This window comes from Aquimarina sp. Aq78, from assembly GCF_900299525.1.
In the GTDB taxonomy this organism is placed as follows: Bacteria; Bacteroidota; Bacteroidia; order Flavobacteriales; family Flavobacteriaceae; genus Aquimarina.
In genome coordinates, this window is record NZ_OMKA01000031.1 from 133,695 (window position 1) to 150,864 (window position 17,170).

At 35.0% G+C, this 17,170-nt stretch carries 14 protein-coding genes; 6 read left to right on the top strand and 8 right to left on the bottom strand.

From position 1 onward, the window contains the following. Positions 1-7: 7 nt before the first annotated feature. A complete protein-coding gene (gene aceB / locus DG435_RS23725) occupies positions 8-1,606 on the bottom strand; it encodes a malate synthase A (RefSeq protein WP_106790748.1) in 1,599 nt (532 codons plus the stop codon). A 192-nt stretch (positions 1,607-1,798) separates the two neighbouring features. On the opposite strand from aceB, the gene DG435_RS23730 reads away from it, so the two are divergent. Next, positions 1,799-3,298 carry a helix-turn-helix domain-containing protein gene (locus DG435_RS23730; protein ID WP_234387020.1) on the top strand — a complete coding sequence of 500 codons (1,500 nt, stop codon included), beginning with the start codon at positions 1,799-1,801 and terminating at the stop codon, positions 3,296-3,298. Between the two features lie 129 nt (positions 3,299-3,427). Here the strand turns inward: DG435_RS23730 and groL are convergent, their stop codons facing one another. From groL to miaB, 7 genes are all read right to left on the bottom strand, one after another. Then, entirely contained in the window at positions 3,428-5,065 is a 1,638-nt protein-coding gene (gene groL, locus DG435_RS23735; protein ID WP_106790749.1) for a chaperonin GroEL, read from the bottom strand. 122 nt (positions 5,066-5,187) lie between these two features. Continuing rightward, positions 5,188-5,463 (bottom strand): co-chaperone GroES, encoded by a 276-nt coding sequence (gene groES / locus DG435_RS23740; protein ID WP_024771712.1) that lies wholly within the window; start codon positions 5,461-5,463, stop codon positions 5,188-5,190. Between the two features lie 155 nt (positions 5,464-5,618). Beyond that, positions 5,619-5,948, bottom strand: coding sequence for a preprotein translocase subunit SecG (gene secG, locus DG435_RS23745; protein WP_106790750.1), 330 nt, complete (start codon positions 5,946-5,948; stop codon positions 5,619-5,621). A gap of 7 nt (positions 5,949-5,955) precedes the next feature. Beyond that, positions 5,956-6,912, bottom strand: coding sequence for a hypothetical protein (locus DG435_RS23750; RefSeq protein WP_106790751.1), 957 nt, complete (start codon positions 6,910-6,912; stop codon positions 5,956-5,958). A gap of 51 nt (positions 6,913-6,963) precedes the next feature. Further along, a complete protein-coding gene (locus DG435_RS23755) occupies positions 6,964-7,470 on the bottom strand; it encodes an LptE family protein (protein ID WP_024771715.1) in 507 nt (168 codons plus the stop codon). 5 nt (positions 7,471-7,475) lie between these two features. Further along, complete coding sequence (locus tag DG435_RS23760) at positions 7,476-8,741, bottom strand: sigma-54 dependent transcriptional regulator (RefSeq protein ID WP_106790752.1); 1,266 nt, start codon at positions 8,739-8,741, stop codon at positions 7,476-7,478. Positions 8,742-8,789: 48 nt separating this feature from the next. Then, positions 8,790-10,235 carry a tRNA (N6-isopentenyl adenosine(37)-C2)-methylthiotransferase MiaB gene (gene miaB, locus DG435_RS23765; protein WP_106790753.1) on the bottom strand — a complete coding sequence of 482 codons (1,446 nt, stop codon included), beginning with the start codon at positions 10,233-10,235 and terminating at the stop codon, positions 8,790-8,792. Between the two features lie 134 nt (positions 10,236-10,369). Here miaB and DG435_RS23770 point away from each other — a divergent pair, with 134 nt between their 5' ends. The 5 genes from DG435_RS23770 to gldL all read left to right on the top strand — a co-directional run bounded on the left by DG435_RS23770 (position 10,370) and on the right by gldL (position 17,129). Continuing rightward, entirely contained in the window at positions 10,370-11,158 is a 789-nt protein-coding gene (locus DG435_RS23770) for a hypothetical protein (protein ID WP_106790754.1), read from the top strand. A 108-nt stretch (positions 11,159-11,266) separates the two neighbouring features. Beyond that, positions 11,267-13,768: a type I DNA topoisomerase gene (topA, locus tag DG435_RS23775; RefSeq protein WP_106790755.1), complete on the top strand. Its 2,502-nt coding sequence runs from the start codon at positions 11,267-11,269 to the stop codon at positions 13,766-13,768. Positions 13,769-13,776: 8 nt separating this feature from the next. After that, positions 13,777-14,940 (top strand): formimidoylglutamase, encoded by a 1,164-nt coding sequence (locus tag DG435_RS23780; RefSeq protein WP_106790756.1) that lies wholly within the window; start codon positions 13,777-13,779, stop codon positions 14,938-14,940. A 110-nt stretch (positions 14,941-15,050) separates the two neighbouring features. Further along, positions 15,051-16,424 carry a gliding motility lipoprotein GldK gene (gene gldK / locus DG435_RS23785; protein WP_106790757.1) on the top strand — a complete coding sequence of 458 codons (1,374 nt, stop codon included), beginning with the start codon at positions 15,051-15,053 and terminating at the stop codon, positions 16,422-16,424. 78 nt (positions 16,425-16,502) lie between these two features. Further along, positions 16,503-17,129 (top strand): gliding motility protein GldL, encoded by a 627-nt coding sequence (gldL, locus tag DG435_RS23790; protein WP_106790758.1) that lies wholly within the window; start codon positions 16,503-16,505, stop codon positions 17,127-17,129. Positions 17,130-17,170 lie beyond the last annotated feature (41 nt).

A 17,170-nucleotide genomic window follows, 5' to 3' on the forward strand; every position in this document is an offset into this window, starting at 1 on the left:
ATTTATTTTATATGTATTGATATGCTCTATTAGTGAGGAATTCCTCAAACTCATCAGATGTTACCAGTTTTTCGAAAATCTGGATGGCATTTTGATAATTCTCGGTTTCGAAGAGTGAACTTCCTACCTGCTTTTTAATTACCTGAAGTTCATCTTTAAAAAGAGTATTAAATAACGAGTTATTGAGTGTCCTGCCGTCATCTAAAGTCACTTCCTGTTGTAACCATTGCCATATTTGAGTTCTGCTAATTTCTGCAGTAGCTGCATCTTCCATTAGGTGGTATAATGCTACTGCTCCATTACCTCCTAACCAGGTTGCGATATAATGAATTCCTACATTAATATTTTGACGTATTCCTTTTTCGGTAATAGTACCTTTTGGGATCGCTAAAAGATCATTTTCGGTAATGTTTATATCATCACGTTTAACATCCATTTGATTAGGGTTTGGCATATGAGTGTCAAATACACGCATTGCCAATGCTACCAGCCCTGGATGTGCTACCCATGTACCGTCATGACCGTTTTTTACTTCTCGTTCTTTATCGGCTTGTACTTTGGTATAAGCAATTGCATTTCTGTCCTCGTCTTCTTTAATCGGGATTTGTGCAGCCATACCACCTATGGCCAGGATATTTCTTTTGTGACATCTTTGAATTACCAGCTTGCTATATGCATCCATAAAAGGGCTGGTCATTGTTACTTGAGCACGATCTGGAACTACGAAGCCTGGATGATTTCTTAATTTTTTAATGTAACTGAAAATATAATCCCATCTCCCGCAATTCAATCCAACAATATGATCTTTTAATGCATAGATAATTTCATCGAGCTGAAAACTTGCTGTAATAGTTTCTACCAAAACAGTCACTTTTACTGTTCCGTGTTCCATGCCTAAATATTCTTCAGAAAAATCAATCACATCATTCCACCATATAGCTTCGGTAAAATGCTCTAGTTTAGGAATGTAATAATAAGGTCCAGTACCGTTTTCTTTAAGCTGTTCATTGTTATGAAACAGATACAAAGCAAAATCAAATAGAGAAGCGGATATCTCTTCTCCTTTTGTTAAAAGATGTTTTTCGGTAAGATGTAAACCTCTGGGTCTTACAATTAATGTAGCTGTTTTTTCATTGAGCTTATAGGTTTTGTCTCTTTTTGGGTTATAAAACGAAATAGTTTTGTTAACCGCATCTTTCAAGTTTTTTTGCCCTTGAAGACAGTTTTCCCAAAGGGGGGCATTGCTGTCCTCGAAGTCGGCCATAAATGTTTTGGCGCCAGAATTTAAGGCGTTAATTACCATTTTTCTGTCAACAGGTCCTGTGATTTCGACTCTTCGATCTTGTAGGTCCATAGGGATCGGTGCAGCTGCCCATTCGCTATTGCGAATTTCCTTGGTGTTTTCTGGAAAAGAAGGGTGAGTTCCCAGGTCAAATAGTTGTTGTTGGCTTTCGCGGTTTTTTAAAAGGACTAATCGTCTTTCATTAAAACGATTTTGTAAGGCTTCTAAAAAGATCAGGGCTCCATCGGTCAATATTTCGGGATGGTAGTTTTTAACTTCTTTGGTGAAGCTAATTTTCTGACTAAGGTTTGTTTGAATTTCCATCTGTTTAAAAATTTAAATGACTGGTTAATCTATTGATATAATGCGCCTGTCAATGATGATTTTTCTTAATGCCCATTATGGGCTTCCATGACTAATATCGTTTGAGTGAACAATATTATAAAAAAGTTTTTTACAAAACAAGCGAACGTTCGCTAAATGTGAACTTTTTGTTTTTTCGAGAATTACGCAAAAATGGTTACTTTTGAACTTATGGCAATAGCAGAAGAATATATTAGATTGATTTTTGGCCTGAAAATCAAGCAGATACGAACAGATAAGGATTTGTCTCTTTTTGGACTATCGAAGTTATGTGGACTTTCTAAATCGTATTTAAACGAAATAGAAAAAGGAAAAAAGTACCCTAAGACAGATAAAATTATCAAACTTGCTGAGACATTTGATGTTCCTTATGATAATTTGGTTTCTCTAAAATTGGATAAAAACCTGGCACCTATTGGTGAAATTTTGCAATCTGGTATATTAGATGAGATTCCGTTAGAATTGTTCGGGATACAGCAAAGCGATTTAATTGATATTATAGCGAATGCACCATCAAAAGTTAATGCATTTATAAGTACGATTATTGAAATTGCACAGCATTATAATATGAGCAGAGAAGGTTTTTATCTGGCTTCATTGCGATCTTATCAAGAGGCACATAATAACTTTTTTAAGGATCTTGAAGATAAGGTTGTACGATGTGCAAACTCATATCAGTTGGATTTAAGCGGAAAAATTACTTCGGCTGATTTAGAAGATATTCTTAAAGAAGAATATGGATATACGATTAATGCTGCCGGGATTCCTAAACAGGAAGAATTGGATAACCTGAGATCGGTATTTGTACCATCTACTAAAACACTTCTGTTATCAGATCGAGTAGATGAGGCTCAAAAAACTTTTATTTATGCTAAGGAGCTGGGGTATCAATATCTGGAAATTATCGAAAGACCTTATACCTTTTCATGGATAAAGTATGATAATTTTGAAGAAGTACTGCATAATTTTTACGCGTCATACTTTGCTGGTGCCTTAATTATTCCCAGAGCTCATTTGAAAGAACATCTTAAAGAGTTATTTTTAATGAAACGATTTTCTGAGAAAGCTTTTCACAAGATTATGAAATTGTACAACGCTTCTCCGGAATCCTTTTATCAACGTCTTACTAATGTATTGCCAAAAGATTTTGGTATGCAAAATGTATTCTTTCTTCGGTTTACTCATAAACTGGGAGCAGAGAAGTTTAATTTGGTTAAAGAACTGCACATCACACATCAACAGCAACCTCATGCTAATGAGGTAAATGAACATTACTGTAGACGATGGATGGCTATAAAGATTTTACAGCATACAGCTACTGAAGATTTGGATTACGCGTTTAATATCCAAATCTCTGATTATGTAGATACAGACCAGCAATACCTGGTATTTACTTCGGCAACAAAGGATCCTTTTAGAAAAGACTATTACCGTAGTATTGGAATTGGATTTTTAAAGTCTTCTACTCTAGAGAAAAAAATCAATTTTGTTAATGATACAAAAATATTAAAAGAAAAAGTAGGAGTTACTTGCGAATCATGTTCACTAGTAGATTGTGAAGTTAGGATGGCTCCACCAAAGCAATTATTAGCTAAGGAGAAACATAAAAAGACGGCAGAGTTGGTAGAAGGTATTATGAAACAATATTCTTAGTGTTAGATAAGTTTAAAGACTGCCTTTTGGATAAAAGAAAACCCCATCCTGAATTTTCAGAATAGGGTTTTGTATTCTTAACAAATTATATTCAAAAACTTGCTAAATATTTTTGCTGTTGTCGGACGACTACATCATTCCTGGCATACCTCCGCCCATTGGTGGCATTGCGCCTCCGGCTGGAACATCTTCTTTAATGTCTATTAGTGCACATTCTGTAGTAAGGATCATACCTGATACAGAAGCTGCATTTTCAAGAGCTATACGTGTTACTTTTTTAGGATCGATGATCCCTGCTTTTAGCATGTCTACATAATCTTCAGATTTGGCATCATATCCAAAATTATCTTTACCTTCAAGAACTTTAGAAATTACTACAGATCCTTCGCCTCCAGCATTTTCTACAATAGTTCTAAGTGGTGATTCGATTGCACGGTTTACAATTTGTACACCTGTAGCCTCATCAGCATTCTCGGTTTTTACTTTGTCTAACACAGCTTTAGCTCTTACCAAGGCAACGCCACCACCGGCAACAATACCTTCTTCTACAGCAGCACGAGTAGCATGAAGTGCATCATCTACACGATCTTTCTTTTCTTTCATCTCTACTTCAGAAGCAGCACCTACATATAGTACGGCAACACCACCAGCTAACTTTGCTAAACGCTCTTGTAGCTTCTCTTTGTCATAATCAGAAGTAGTAGTTTCTATTTGTGCTTTGATTTGATTTACTCTGTTTTTGATTAAATCTTCTCCGCCAGCACCATTAACTACAGTAGTGTTATCCTTATCAATAGCCACTTTTTCAGCAGTACCTAAGTGTTCAATAGTGGTATTTTCTAATGTAAAACCGCGCTCTTCAGAAATTACAGTACCTCCTGTTAGGATAGCAATATCTTCTAACATTGCTTTACGTCTGTCTCCAAAACCTGGAGCTTTTACAGCTGCAATTTTAAGTGCTCCACGTAGTTTATTTACTACAAGTGTTGCTAATGCTTCTCCATCTACATCTTCTGCGATGATTAAAAGTGGTTTTCCAGTTTGAGCAACAGGCTCTAAGACAGGAAGAAGGTCTTTCATAGCAGAAATCTTCTTGTCATAAAGTAAGATGTATGGTGTTTCCAGATCAGCTGTCATTTTTTCGCTGTTGGTCACAAAGTATGGAGAAAGATATCCTCTGTCAAATTGCATTCCTTCTACGATATCTACAGTGGTATCTGTTCCTTTTGCTTCTTCTACTGTGATTACTCCTTCTTTGCCAACTTTCTCAAAAGCTTTGGCAATAAGGTCTCCAATAGTTTCATCATTGTTAGCAGAAATAGCTGCTACTTGTTTGATTTTATCAGAAGAGTCACCTACTTCTTTTGTTTGTTTTGAAAGATCTTCTGTGATCGCTTTTACAGCTTTATCAATACCACGCTTAAGATCCATTGGATTTGCACCAGCTGCTACATTTTTAAGTCCTTCTTTTACGATAGCTTGTGCTAGTACTGTTGCTGTAGTAGTACCATCTCCTGCAAGATCATTAGTCTTAGAAGCTACTTCTTTTACCATTTGTGCTCCCATATTCTCAAGAGCATCCTCAAGTTCAACTTCTTTAGCTACAGAAACACCATCTTTGGTTACTGTAGGAGCTCCGAAAGATTTGCTGATAATTACATTACGCCCTTTAGGCCCTAAAGTTACTTTTACCGCATTAGCTAATGCATCTACACCACGTTTGATACCGTCACGTGCTTCTATGTCAAATTTTATGTCTTTTGCCATAATTAATTTTTTAAAAAATTAAAATCCAAATCTCAACATTCAAAATTTCCAGAATATCTTAATGAAATTTATTGAATAAAGTAGTGGATTTGTTTTTTTGTGATTTTTAAATTGATACTTTCTTATACGATAGCAAGGATATCATCCTCACGCATGATTAAATAATCCTTTCCATCTAATTTTAATTCGGTACCAGAATATTTACCGTAAAGTACGGTATCACCAACTTTAACAGTCATGTCGTGATCTTTTTTACCGCCACCTACAGCAGCTACTTTACCTTTTTGTTGTTTTTCCTGGGCTGAGTCAGGAATAAATAATCCTGATGCTGTCTGCGTCTCTGCGGGAAGTGGCTCTACAACCACGCGGTCTGAAAGAGGTTTGATGTTTACTCCCATTATGATTTGTTGTTTTTTTTGTTAAAATTAAAATGAAATCTTCGATGCTTCTTATTTCAGAAATTATGCCAGTGGGGTGATACTGACAAATTGAAACAAAAAATGCCGACTATATGACAAGTCGACATTTTTGTTATTGTTTTTTTAAAAAGATGTTATTGTTTGTCATCTTTTCCTGTTGCTGGAGGAGTTACAGGAGTTTCCACCTGAACATCTTCAGTGTTAACTTTTGATTCTGGAATAGAACTTCCACCCATTAAATCTATATTAGATAGTAGGATTAGTACCAGTAATAGAGTAGCTAAAGTCCAGGTACTCTTGTCTAAGAAATCTGTAGTCTTTTTTACACCACCTAGTTGTTGTGTTCCACCACCACCAAAAGAAGAAGATAATCCACCTCCTTTAGGGTTCTGTACCATAATTACTATTACCAGTAAAAAAGATACGATAACGATTAGTATTAAAAATATTGAAAACGTTGTCATTATATTGTTATTTATTTTCTTGTAATTTTTTTATCGCTCGAATTTGGTCTGCAAAGAAACCACTTTTTTCGGGATTTTTCAAAATTAATATGTTATAAGCCTGAATTGCTTTTTTATAATTTTTTTGAACCAAATATACTCTGGCCAAAGTTTCTGTCATTAATTCGTCTGAAGGAACCAGGTTTCCCTTAGCTAGATTGCGTGCAGGAGTATTTTTGTTAGCAGGTTGTATCTTAGGATTATTAGTGATAAACTCATCAATTAGATCGAATTTATGTTTTTGATCTAATGATTTGACGTGCTTTTTTTCTTCAATTTCAGGAATTGGAGCCTTGATTTCCTGGTTAGAATCTCTATCTATTGGATTTAAAGAGGTTAATTTTAACCATTCAGCAAAAGAATGCGTTTCTTTTTTATTAAAATCCAGAGGTTTGTCAATTTGTAAAGCTTCTTCTGGAGTTTTGTTTTTGTCTTGAGTGTTTTTTGATTGATCTTTTTCTGTTAAATCAGGAGTTGCAGACTCAGTAATTTCGACTTGTTTGTAAGAACTGATTTCTTTTCTTTTAGAAAACAAAGTAGGATCCAAAACATCTTCTGCTTCTTCCATTTTCATTCTTACAGCATCATTCATATCCATTCTGGGGAGTGTTTTAATCTCTTCAGGATCGATAACTTTTATGTCGGACTTATGTTTCTTTTTTACTTCTTCGGGATTATTACTTTCTTTAAAAAGATCAGAAGTAATAAAATCAAATAACACACTGCGATCTGTAGTATATGCTGCAGTGGTTTTTAATTCCTGATTATATCTAAAACTTTCCTCATCCTTCAGGGATTTTAATACCAATGATCTTGCCGACTGAAAATAAGGAAATGTCCTTGTTATTTTTTCAAGGGATTTTGCCTGCTCCTTATTTAATTGGGCAGGATTTTGAAGCAAATATGAAAACTCTTTAATATTCAATTCGTACTAATTATTTATTATTCAACTTTTTGATAATAATAGCTATTGTTTTTACCACCTGGCAAGCGTGGCGTTAAACATATCTTGTGTGATCCTTTCAAAAATTACATCCAAAGCCTGATCTCTTATTGTATTTTCTGATGAAGAAGCGGGGTAATCAAAGAAAAAAGAAAAACGTTGTTCCAGATCTTGAGTAGGGTCTTTTGTGTCATAAAACCTCATGTTTACTGCGATAGTTAACCGGTTTTGAGCAGCTGTTATATTTGATGTTGCTGTATTTGGAGAAACATAATCTTGTACGATTTCTCCTTCGTATATAATATCTCCTCCAGAAGTGGATAGGCTAAGATTAGTTTGATTAAGGATTAAATCTTGTAGCTGATTGGTAAAGGTTTGATCGGCTCCAGGAAAAATTCTCGGGGATTGATTTTGGAAAAAATTAACTTGAAATGTCTTTGTGTCGGGAGAAATATTTGTTCCGGTAAAGGAATATGCTCCACATCCCTGAAACAAAATTATTACAATTAGTATCGCTGCTATATGTTTTAATGTTCTCATCAATGTTATAAATCGTATTGTTTTATTTTTCTGTACAAGGTGCGTTCACTAATCCCTAATTCTTCTGCTGCTGCTTTGCGTTTACCTCTATGACGTTCTAAAGACTTTTTAATCAATTCCAGTTCTTTATCATGCAATGATAATGTTTCTTCTTCTTCGATTTCTTCAGCAAAATGATATTTATCATCTTCTTGTCTCTGGATTGCAATTTGAGATGGTATTTCGAGCACTTCAGACGTTGTTGCCGGTCTTGTAGGCTCTTCAAAATGTGTTTCTTCTTTCTTCTCTTGGTAAATTTTCTGAATTAACCCTTCGTTATCTTTTTGTACTTGTTGCGTATTACCACTTTGCATTAGCTCCATGGTTAGTTTTTTGAGATCATTAAGATCACTTTTCATATCAAAAAGCACTTTATACAATATCTCTCTTTCGTTACTGAAATCACTTTCTTTTTTATCTGCAGAAATTACTGCGGGTAAATTACTTCCGATATTTGGTAAATACCCATGTAATGTAGCTCCTGTTATTGTTCTGTTTTGTTCAAGGACTGAAATTTGCTCTGCAATGTTGCGCAATTGCCTGATATTACCACTCCATCGATGTTTTTCTAGCAGGATAACTGCATCTTCACTTAGACGAATTGTAGGCATCTTGTATTTGGTAGCAAAGTCAGAAGCAAATTTTCTAAATAGTAAATGAATATCTTCTTTGCGATTTCTTAGTGGGGGTAAAAGGATTTCTACTGTACTAAGACGATAGTAGAGATCTTCTCTAAACTTGCCTTTTTTAATGGCTTCAAACATATTAACGTTGGTAGCCGCTACAATACGAACATCTGTTTTTTGAACTTTTGATGATCCTACTTTAATAAATTCACCATTCTCTAATACTCTTAATAAACGTACTTGTGTAGTTAGCGGTAATTCTCCTACTTCGTCTAGAAATATAGTTCCGCCATCGGCTACTTCAAAATAACCATTTCGAGTTTGTGTAGCTCCTGTAAAAGCTCCTTTTTCATGCCCAAAAAGTTCGCTGTCTATTGTACCTTCTGGTATTGCTCCACAGTTTACGGCAATGTATTTACCATGTTTACGATGAGATAGAGAGTGTATGATTTTAGGAATACTTTCTTTACCTACACCACTTTCTCCGGTCACTAAAACCGAAATATCGGTTGGGGCTACCTGGATCGCTTTTTCCACGGCACGGTTTAACTTAGGATCGTTTCCTATGATTCCGAATCGTTGTTTTATGGCTTGAATTGATTCCATTTATGGAGTTTGTTTTTTTTTGTTTTAATTGTATGTCTACAGTTGTAATTAATTATTCTCAGAATATCCAATCGCTTCACCAAGTAAAGTTGCGCTGGTGCACTCATCTATACGAACCATTACAAAATCACCAATTTGATATTCTCCTTTTGGAAATATAGCTACAATATTTTTTGTAGTTCTCCCGCTCCAATGTTGATCAGATTTTTTAGATTCTTTTTCAATTAATACTTCAAAAGTTTGCCCTAGATAGCTCTGATGTCTATATGCACAGTGTGTTCGTTGTAATGCAATAACTTCTGCCAGTCTTCGTTTTTTTACATCTTCAGGAATATCATCTTCTAATTTACGCTCGGCAAGTGTCCCTGGTCTTTCAGAATAAGCATACATATATCCATGTTCATATTTTACATATTCTAATAGAGATAATGTATCTTGATGATCCTCTTCTGTTTCTGTAGGGAAACCGATAATCATATCTTGGGTAATTGCGCAATCTGGGATTATTTTTTTAATATTATCAATCAGATCCATATACTCTTGTCGAGTGTGTAAGCGATTCATTTCCTTAAGAATACGATCACTTCCGCTTTGTATAGGAAGATGGATATGCTTACAAATATTTTTATGTTTTGCCATAATCTCTATCACATCTAATGTCATATCCTGAGGATTAGATGTAGAAAAACGAATGCGTAATTTTGGATATCTCTCGGCTGCCATATCCAGTAATTTGGTAAAATCTACTGCTGTAGCTTTTTGAAAGTCACTAGCGTTGCCAAAATCTTTTTTCAGACCACCACCATACCATAAATAGCTATCTACATTTTGCCCTAATAAAGTGATTTCTTTAAAATTTTTAGATACCAGATCATCTATTTCTTTTAAGATACTTTGGGGGTCCCGACTACGTTCTCTGCCTCTGGTAAATGGTACTACGCAAAATGTACACATATTGTCGCAACCACGGGTAATAGATACAAAGGCAGATACTCCATTGCTTTGTAAGCGAACAGGTGCAATATCACCATAAGTTTCTTCTTTAGAGAGGACAACATTAACAGCGTTGCGTCCTGTATCTACTTCTTCGATCAGGTTGGGTAGATCTTTATAAGCGTCAGGTCCAACGACAAGATCAACTATTTTTTCTTCTTCTAGGAATTTGCTTTTTAGACGCTCTGCCATACAACCAAGAACCCCAACTTTCATTTTTGGGTTGATTCTTTTTACGGCATTATACTTTTCTAGTCTTTTTCTAACTGTTTGCTCAGCTTTTTCTCTAATAGAACACGTGTTTACTAATACCAAATCAGCATCTTCAAGATTCTGTGTGGTATTAAAACCTTGTTTAGCCAGAATGGAAGCGACAATTTCACTATCACTAAAATTCATCTGGCAACCGTAACTTTCTATAAAAAGCTTACGTTTATTTTCTTTGTTCTGATCAAGAGCAAGTGACTGTCCCTGTATACTTTCGTCAATAATCTTCTCCATAAAAATAATTCCTTATCGATTGGGGTCAAATAGTGTGCAAAGATACTTTTTAATACGATTTATGACAAAGTGGCAGGGGATTATTTTCTAAAAAATCTATATTTGATAACTTTCAACCCATAAATGTAGATGTAATGACAAATAAACTCTTTGAGAAAATAGAAAACAGTAAGCCTTTGGATTTTGGTGATATTTTTAATAAAAGTATTGAGCTTTTTAAAAAAGTATGGCTTCAGGGGTTTGTACACTTGCTTATTTCGCTATTGATTATGCTTCCTTTATTTTTTGTGATGTATATTCCTATTATTGCTCTTGCAGGTTTGTCAGGATTCGAAAGTAGTTATGGCGGATATGGTGACTACGGGTATCCTAGTGAAGAGCTATCTGTAGGTCTAATGTTTTTGTTTATTATATTGGTTTTGATTATAACTATGATTGCTTCTGCACTTCAATTTGGGATTACAGCACATTTTTATAGGGTCTGTAAACAGGTAGATTTAGGTTTGCCAGAGACATCTTCATATTTTATGTTTCTTAAGGGGAAATATTTAGGAAAAGTGTTTGCATTAGCAATAGCAACATTTGGAATAGCGATTTTGGCTGCAATGTTATGCTACCTTCCGATTTTTTATGTAATGGTTCCTTTACAATTATTAGGAGTTATATTTGCCTTTCATCCCGAGTATAGCGCTTCAGATCTTATAAAAGCTAGCTTTAAACTGGGTAATAAAATTTGGGGTATCTCATTCGGTTTAATAATAGTAGCGTCTATTTTATCTCAACTAGTTGGTATGGTATTATGCTTTGTGGGAATATTTTTTACAGCCTCTTTTGTTTTTATGCCAATCTACTTTATATATAAGGATGCATTAGGTTTTGAAGATGACGAATTTGAAAACGAAGAAACATTATTTGTGAAATAAAAAATAAGAAACCTGCTGATTGGCAGGTTTTTTTTAAACTAATTTTTTTGATAAAGAATCTTGATATCAAAAAATTGATATACTTTTGTCGTCAGAAATTAAAGGACTATGGCTAAGAATTTAGTGATTGTGGAGTCGCCTGCTAAGGCCAAAACAATAGAGAAGTTTCTTGGAAAAGATTATACAGTTGCATCCAGTTTTGGACATATTGCAGATTTACCTTCCAAAGAATTAGGGGTTGATGTCGAAGGGGATTTTAAGCCCAAGTATATCGTCTCCAAAGATAAGAAGGATGTCGTAAAAAAGCTGAAAGATCTTTCTAAGAATGCTGATATGGTATGGTTGGCAAGTGATGAGGACCGAGAGGGAGAGGCTATTGCATGGCACCTTGCAGAGACTCTTAAATTAGATAAAGATAGAACGCGTCGTATCGTTTTTCATGAGATCACTAAAAATGCTATTCTTAAAGCGATAGAGAATCCTCGATCTATAGATTATAACCTTGTAAATGCACAACAAGCCAGACGTGTTTTGGACCGTTTGGTTGGATATGAGCTGTCTCCTGTATTATGGAGAAAAGTAAAAGGAGGGTTGTCTGCGGGAAGAGTGCAATCAGTTTCAGTACGATTGATAGTAGAACGAGAGCGTGATATTTTAGGTTTTAAACCAGAAGCTTCATATAGAATTGATGCAGAGTTTTCTAATCAAGCGGGTAAATCTTTTAAAGCTAAGCTTCCTAAAAATTTTAAAACAAAAGAAGAGGCAGAGACATTTTTGAAGAAGAACCTTGGTGCATCGTTTAAGGTGGCAGATCTTTCTACAAAACCAGCAAAAAAATCACCAGCTCCGCCATTTACAACATCAACTTTGCAACAGGAAGCCTCGAGAAAATTGTACTTCTCTGTGAGTAAAACGATGACGATGGCGCAACGATTGTATGAAGCAGGTTTGATTACATATATGAGAACAGATAGTGTTAATCTATCTACAGAAGCTCAAAATGGTGCAAAGGCAGAAATTGATTCAGCCTACGGTAATGAGTATAGTAATCCAAGACAATATAAAGGAAAATCTAAAGGAGCACAAGAAGCTCACGAAGCGATACGTCCTACAGATTTTTCTAGACATAGTGTAAATGTCGATTATGATCAACAGCGTTTATATGAATTGATTTGGAAACGAGCTATTGCTTCGCAAATGAGTGATGCCAGATTAGAAAGAACTAATGTAAAGATTGATGCTAATACACATAAAGAGCAATTTACTGCCAATGGCGAGGTTATAAAGTTTGAAGGCTTTCTGAAAGTATATTTAGAAGGTAATGATGACGAGGATGAAGAGCAAGAAGGAATCCTTCCTGCAATGAAAGTGCAAGAAAGCTTGTTTAATAATTATATTTCTGCAACAGAAAGATTTACAAGAGCACCAGGACGATATACAGAAGCCTCATTGGTTAAAAAACTAGAAGAACTAGGAATAGGAAGACCATCAACATATGCTCCTACGATTTCTACAATTCAAAATAGGAATTATGTAGAAAAAGGATCTAAAGAAGGAGAGGTTCGTAATTATATTCAGATGATTCTCTCTGGAGATTCTGTCAATGAGAAAAAACTATCTGAAAAAGTTGGTAGTGATAAAGGAAAATTGATTCCAACCGATGTAGGGATGGTAGTAAATGATTTTCTGGTAAATCATTTTGCTTCAATTCTTGATTATAATTTTACAGCAAAAGTAGAGCGGGATTTTGATGAAATAGCAGAGGGTCAGGAAGATTGGACTCATGTGATGAAAGAATTTTATCAAGAGTTTCATCCAAGAGTAGAGGATGTATCACAGAATGCAGAACGAGAAGTAGGAGAGCGTATTCTGGGAGAAGATCCGACTACTGGTAAAGTAGTTAGTGTGCGATTAGGTAAATTTGGACCAATGGTTCAGATTGGTACTGCCGATGATGAAGATAAGCCAAAATTTGCTAGTTTGCTTCCTGGTCAGACATTAAGTGGTGTTACTTTTGAAGAAGCAATGGATTTGTTTCAGTTGCCAAAAGAACTTGGTGAATATAAAGGAGAAACTATTGTAGTTAATAATGGTCGTTTTGGGCCTTATGTCCGTTTTGGCGAAAAATTTGTTTCCTTAGAAAAAGGAGAAGATCCATTAGGTACTTCTCTAGATAGAGCTATCGAATTAATTGATGCTAAAGAAAAAGCCGATGCTCCTATATATGTATATGAAACCCTTCCTGTTCAAAAAGGTAAAGGTCGATTCGGGCCCTTTATTAAGTGGAACGGAATGTTTATCAATGTAAATAAAAAGTATGATTTTGATAATCTATCTGATGATGATATTGTGTCACTTATAGAGGAAAAGAAACAAAAAGAAATTGATAAGGTTATTCATAATTGGGAAGAAGAAGGAATTCGGGTTGAAAAAGCCAGATGGGGTCGCAGTAATATTATAAAAGGCAAAGTTAAAATTGAACTACCTAAAACTGTTGATGCTACAAAGTTGACGCTGGATAAAGTAAAAGATCTTATAGAGAAAAATGCTCCCAAGAAAAAAACTGCAGCAAAAAAGAAAACTACAAAAAAGACCACTAAAAAGAAATAAACCAATATATGTCTTTCGAATTTCTTGTACCAGTTAGTGATTTAGTTGCCGCTCATACTAAGTTGCTTTCTGAACATGCATTAGGAAATCAAATTAAAATTCATACAACAGCTGATGGAGTACCGGATCTGAAAAAAATAGATGTCGCTATTCTCGGTATTCGAGAAAATAGAAATGACATTAATTTTTTAGGTGAAAGCTTAAGTTTTGATACTATTCGTAAATCATTGTACGAGCTTTATCCCGGAAACTGGAGCACTAACATGGTAGATCTTGGAGATATTGCTCCAGGTAACGAAGTTAGTGACACTTACTACTTAGTGCAAGAGGTATTATCTGCATTACTTGTAAAAAATATTATCCCCATCATTATAGGAGGTAGTCAAGATCTAGTCTATGCACAATATAGATCATTCGATATTTTAGAGCGAATGGTGAATTTGGTTAATGTGGATAGTAAATTTGATTTAGGAAATTCTTCTAAACCTATTGCTAATACTTCGTTTGTAGGTAAGATTATTGTAGAACAACCGTATAATTTGTTTAACTATAGTAATATAGGATATCAAACATATTTTAATACTCAGGAAGAAATTGATTTGATAGAGAAATTATATTTTGATGCGTATCGTTTGGGAGAAGTTATTTCAGATGTAACTATTGTGGAGCCCATTATGCGAGATGCCGATATTGTTTCTGTAGATTTAGGAGTTGTGAATTCTACAAGTTTAAGTGGGCATACTGCTTCTCCTAATGGTTTTGATGGTCGCGAAATTTGTGCGATTTCGAGATATGCAGGGATTAGTGATAAGGTAAAAAGTTTTGGGATTTATGAATTTAAAAATTTCAAAAACGAAGAAACGGCCTCTTTATTGATCGCTCAGATGATCTGGTATTTTGTAGAAGGAATCAATTACAGATCTAATGAAGTTAATATTAAAAATTTAAAAACTACACTACATTATAATGTGCCAATAGAAGACGAAATTTTGTCTTTTTATAAGAGTGTTATGACCGGAAGATGGTGGATAGAAATACCATTTATTTCGTCTGGTAATAATAAATTGAAAAGACATACGTTATTACCTTGCACATACAACGATTATGAGCGAGCTTGTAATCAAGAAATACCTGAAAGATGGTATAAGGCAAAACAAAAAAACGAAGTTTAACATTTTTATTAGGTCGATTTAAGGTTTTTTTTAGAAAAAAATTGTTTTTCTGGAAATAAATAAATAGGTTTACGTCCTTAAATCTAGAAGATCTTAACCTAAAACACGTTATGAAGAAATTTGTATCACTCTTTGCTATTTTAGCAATGCTCTACAGTTGTGGTGGTGGAAACCGAGGAGAACTGGTAGGAGCACAAGGAAAAAAATGGCACCCGCAGAAACCATATGGCATGGCCCTCATCCCCGGAGGTTCGTTCATTATGGGTAAGTCGGACGATGATAAAGCAGCACTTGCAAATGCCCCTACAAGGATGGTTACGGTTCGTTCTTTCTACATGGATGAAACCGAAATTACCAATAGCGAGTATAGACAATTTGTAACTTGGGTTCGCGATTCTGTTATTAGAATGAGACTTGCGATAATGGCTGATGAATTAGGCAAAGCCCCAGGAGATGATGGTATTGGAGAATTTGCATTCCTAGATGCTGATACCGAGAATATGTCTGTCTACGAAAAATATATGTACGATAACTATAGTGGTACAGGAGAAACTGGCTACGAAGGTAGAAGACTTAATAAAGATATGGATATCGAATGGGATGTAGATGATTATCCCGATGAGTTTTATGCCGAAGTTATGGATACTATGTATATTCCTCTTGAAGAATCTTATAATGGTAGACGTACTTTAGATGTAAGTAAATTCGAATTCAGATTTACATGGATGGATATCCAGGCTGCAGCACGTGCTAGAAAAGGTGGAAGAAAAGATTTTGTAAAAGAAGAAGTTATAAAAGTATATCCTGATACTACAGTTTGGATCAAGGATTTTAATTATTCATATAATGAGCCTATGCACAATGATTATTTTTGGCATAGTGCATACGATGACTACCCGGTGGTTGGTGTTTCTTGGGAACAAGCTAGAGCCTTCTGTCGTTGGAGAACTATTGAGAAAAATACCTTTCAAAAGAAAAAAGGTAAAGAATTCGTGAATTACTTCAGACTGCCTACAGAAGCAGAATGGGAGTATGCCGCTAGAGGAGGCCTTGAGTCAGCTACGTATCCATGGGGAGGCCCATATGCGTTAAATGATAGAGGTTGCTTCTTAGCAAACTTTAAGCCTCTTAGAGGAAATTACGCAGCAGATAACTTTTTATATACTGTAGAAGCCAAAACATTCGACCCTAATGATTATAACCTATATAACATGGCCGGTAATGTTTCTGAGTGGGTACAGTCGTCTTATGATCCCGCAGCTTACGAGTATGTATCATCAATGAATCCAAATGTCAATGATGATGAAAATAAACGTAAAGTTGTTCGTGGAGGATCCTGGAAAGATGTTGCTTACTTCCTACAGGTAAGTACCAGAGATTACGAATACGCAGATTCTGCGAGGAGTTTTATCGGATTTAGAACAGTTCAGGACTACATGGGTACTGAATCGACTGGAGAAGCTAATACTCAAAATCAAAACTAAGTCCCAAAATTTTCTATCAACTTAATTACTAACCCTTTTTTAAAACTTAAGATTTAAAAAAAACAAAACAAATTTATTATGGCAAATTCAAAAGCAAGCAAGAAATTAATGAACATGGTCTACGGTCTGGGAGCAGCCGTTGTAATATTAGGTGCACTTTTTAAAATTATGCACTGGACATTTGGTAACGAAATGCTTATCATTGGTTTGATTACTGAAGCATTAGTATTTACTGTTTCTGCATTCGAACCTGTAGATAGTGATCTAGATTGGTCTCTAGTATATCCTGAATTAGCAGGAGGGAACAAAAAAGATAAAAAAGAAAAAGAAACTCCAGAAGGATTATTATCTCAAAAATTAGATGATATGCTTAAGGAAGCTAGACTTGATACTGGCCTTATGAGTAGTCTTGGTGAAAGTATCCGTAATTTTGAAGGAGCAGCAAGAAACCTTGGCCCTACGACAGATGCTATTGCAGGAACTAAAAAATATAGTGAAGAGATGGCAAGTGCTGCGTCGCATCTTGAGTCTTTAAATAGCTTATATAAAGTTCAGTTAGAATCTTCTTCACGTCAAGCAGAAGCTAACCAAGCTATAGCTGATAATGCGGCTAGACTTAAAGATCAGATGGAGAGCCTTACTAGTAACCTTTCTTCTCTTAATGGAGTATATGGTGGTATGTTAACTGCAATGAACAGAAGTTAACATTTTTATTAATCAAAATATAGTATAATAACTACCAAAAT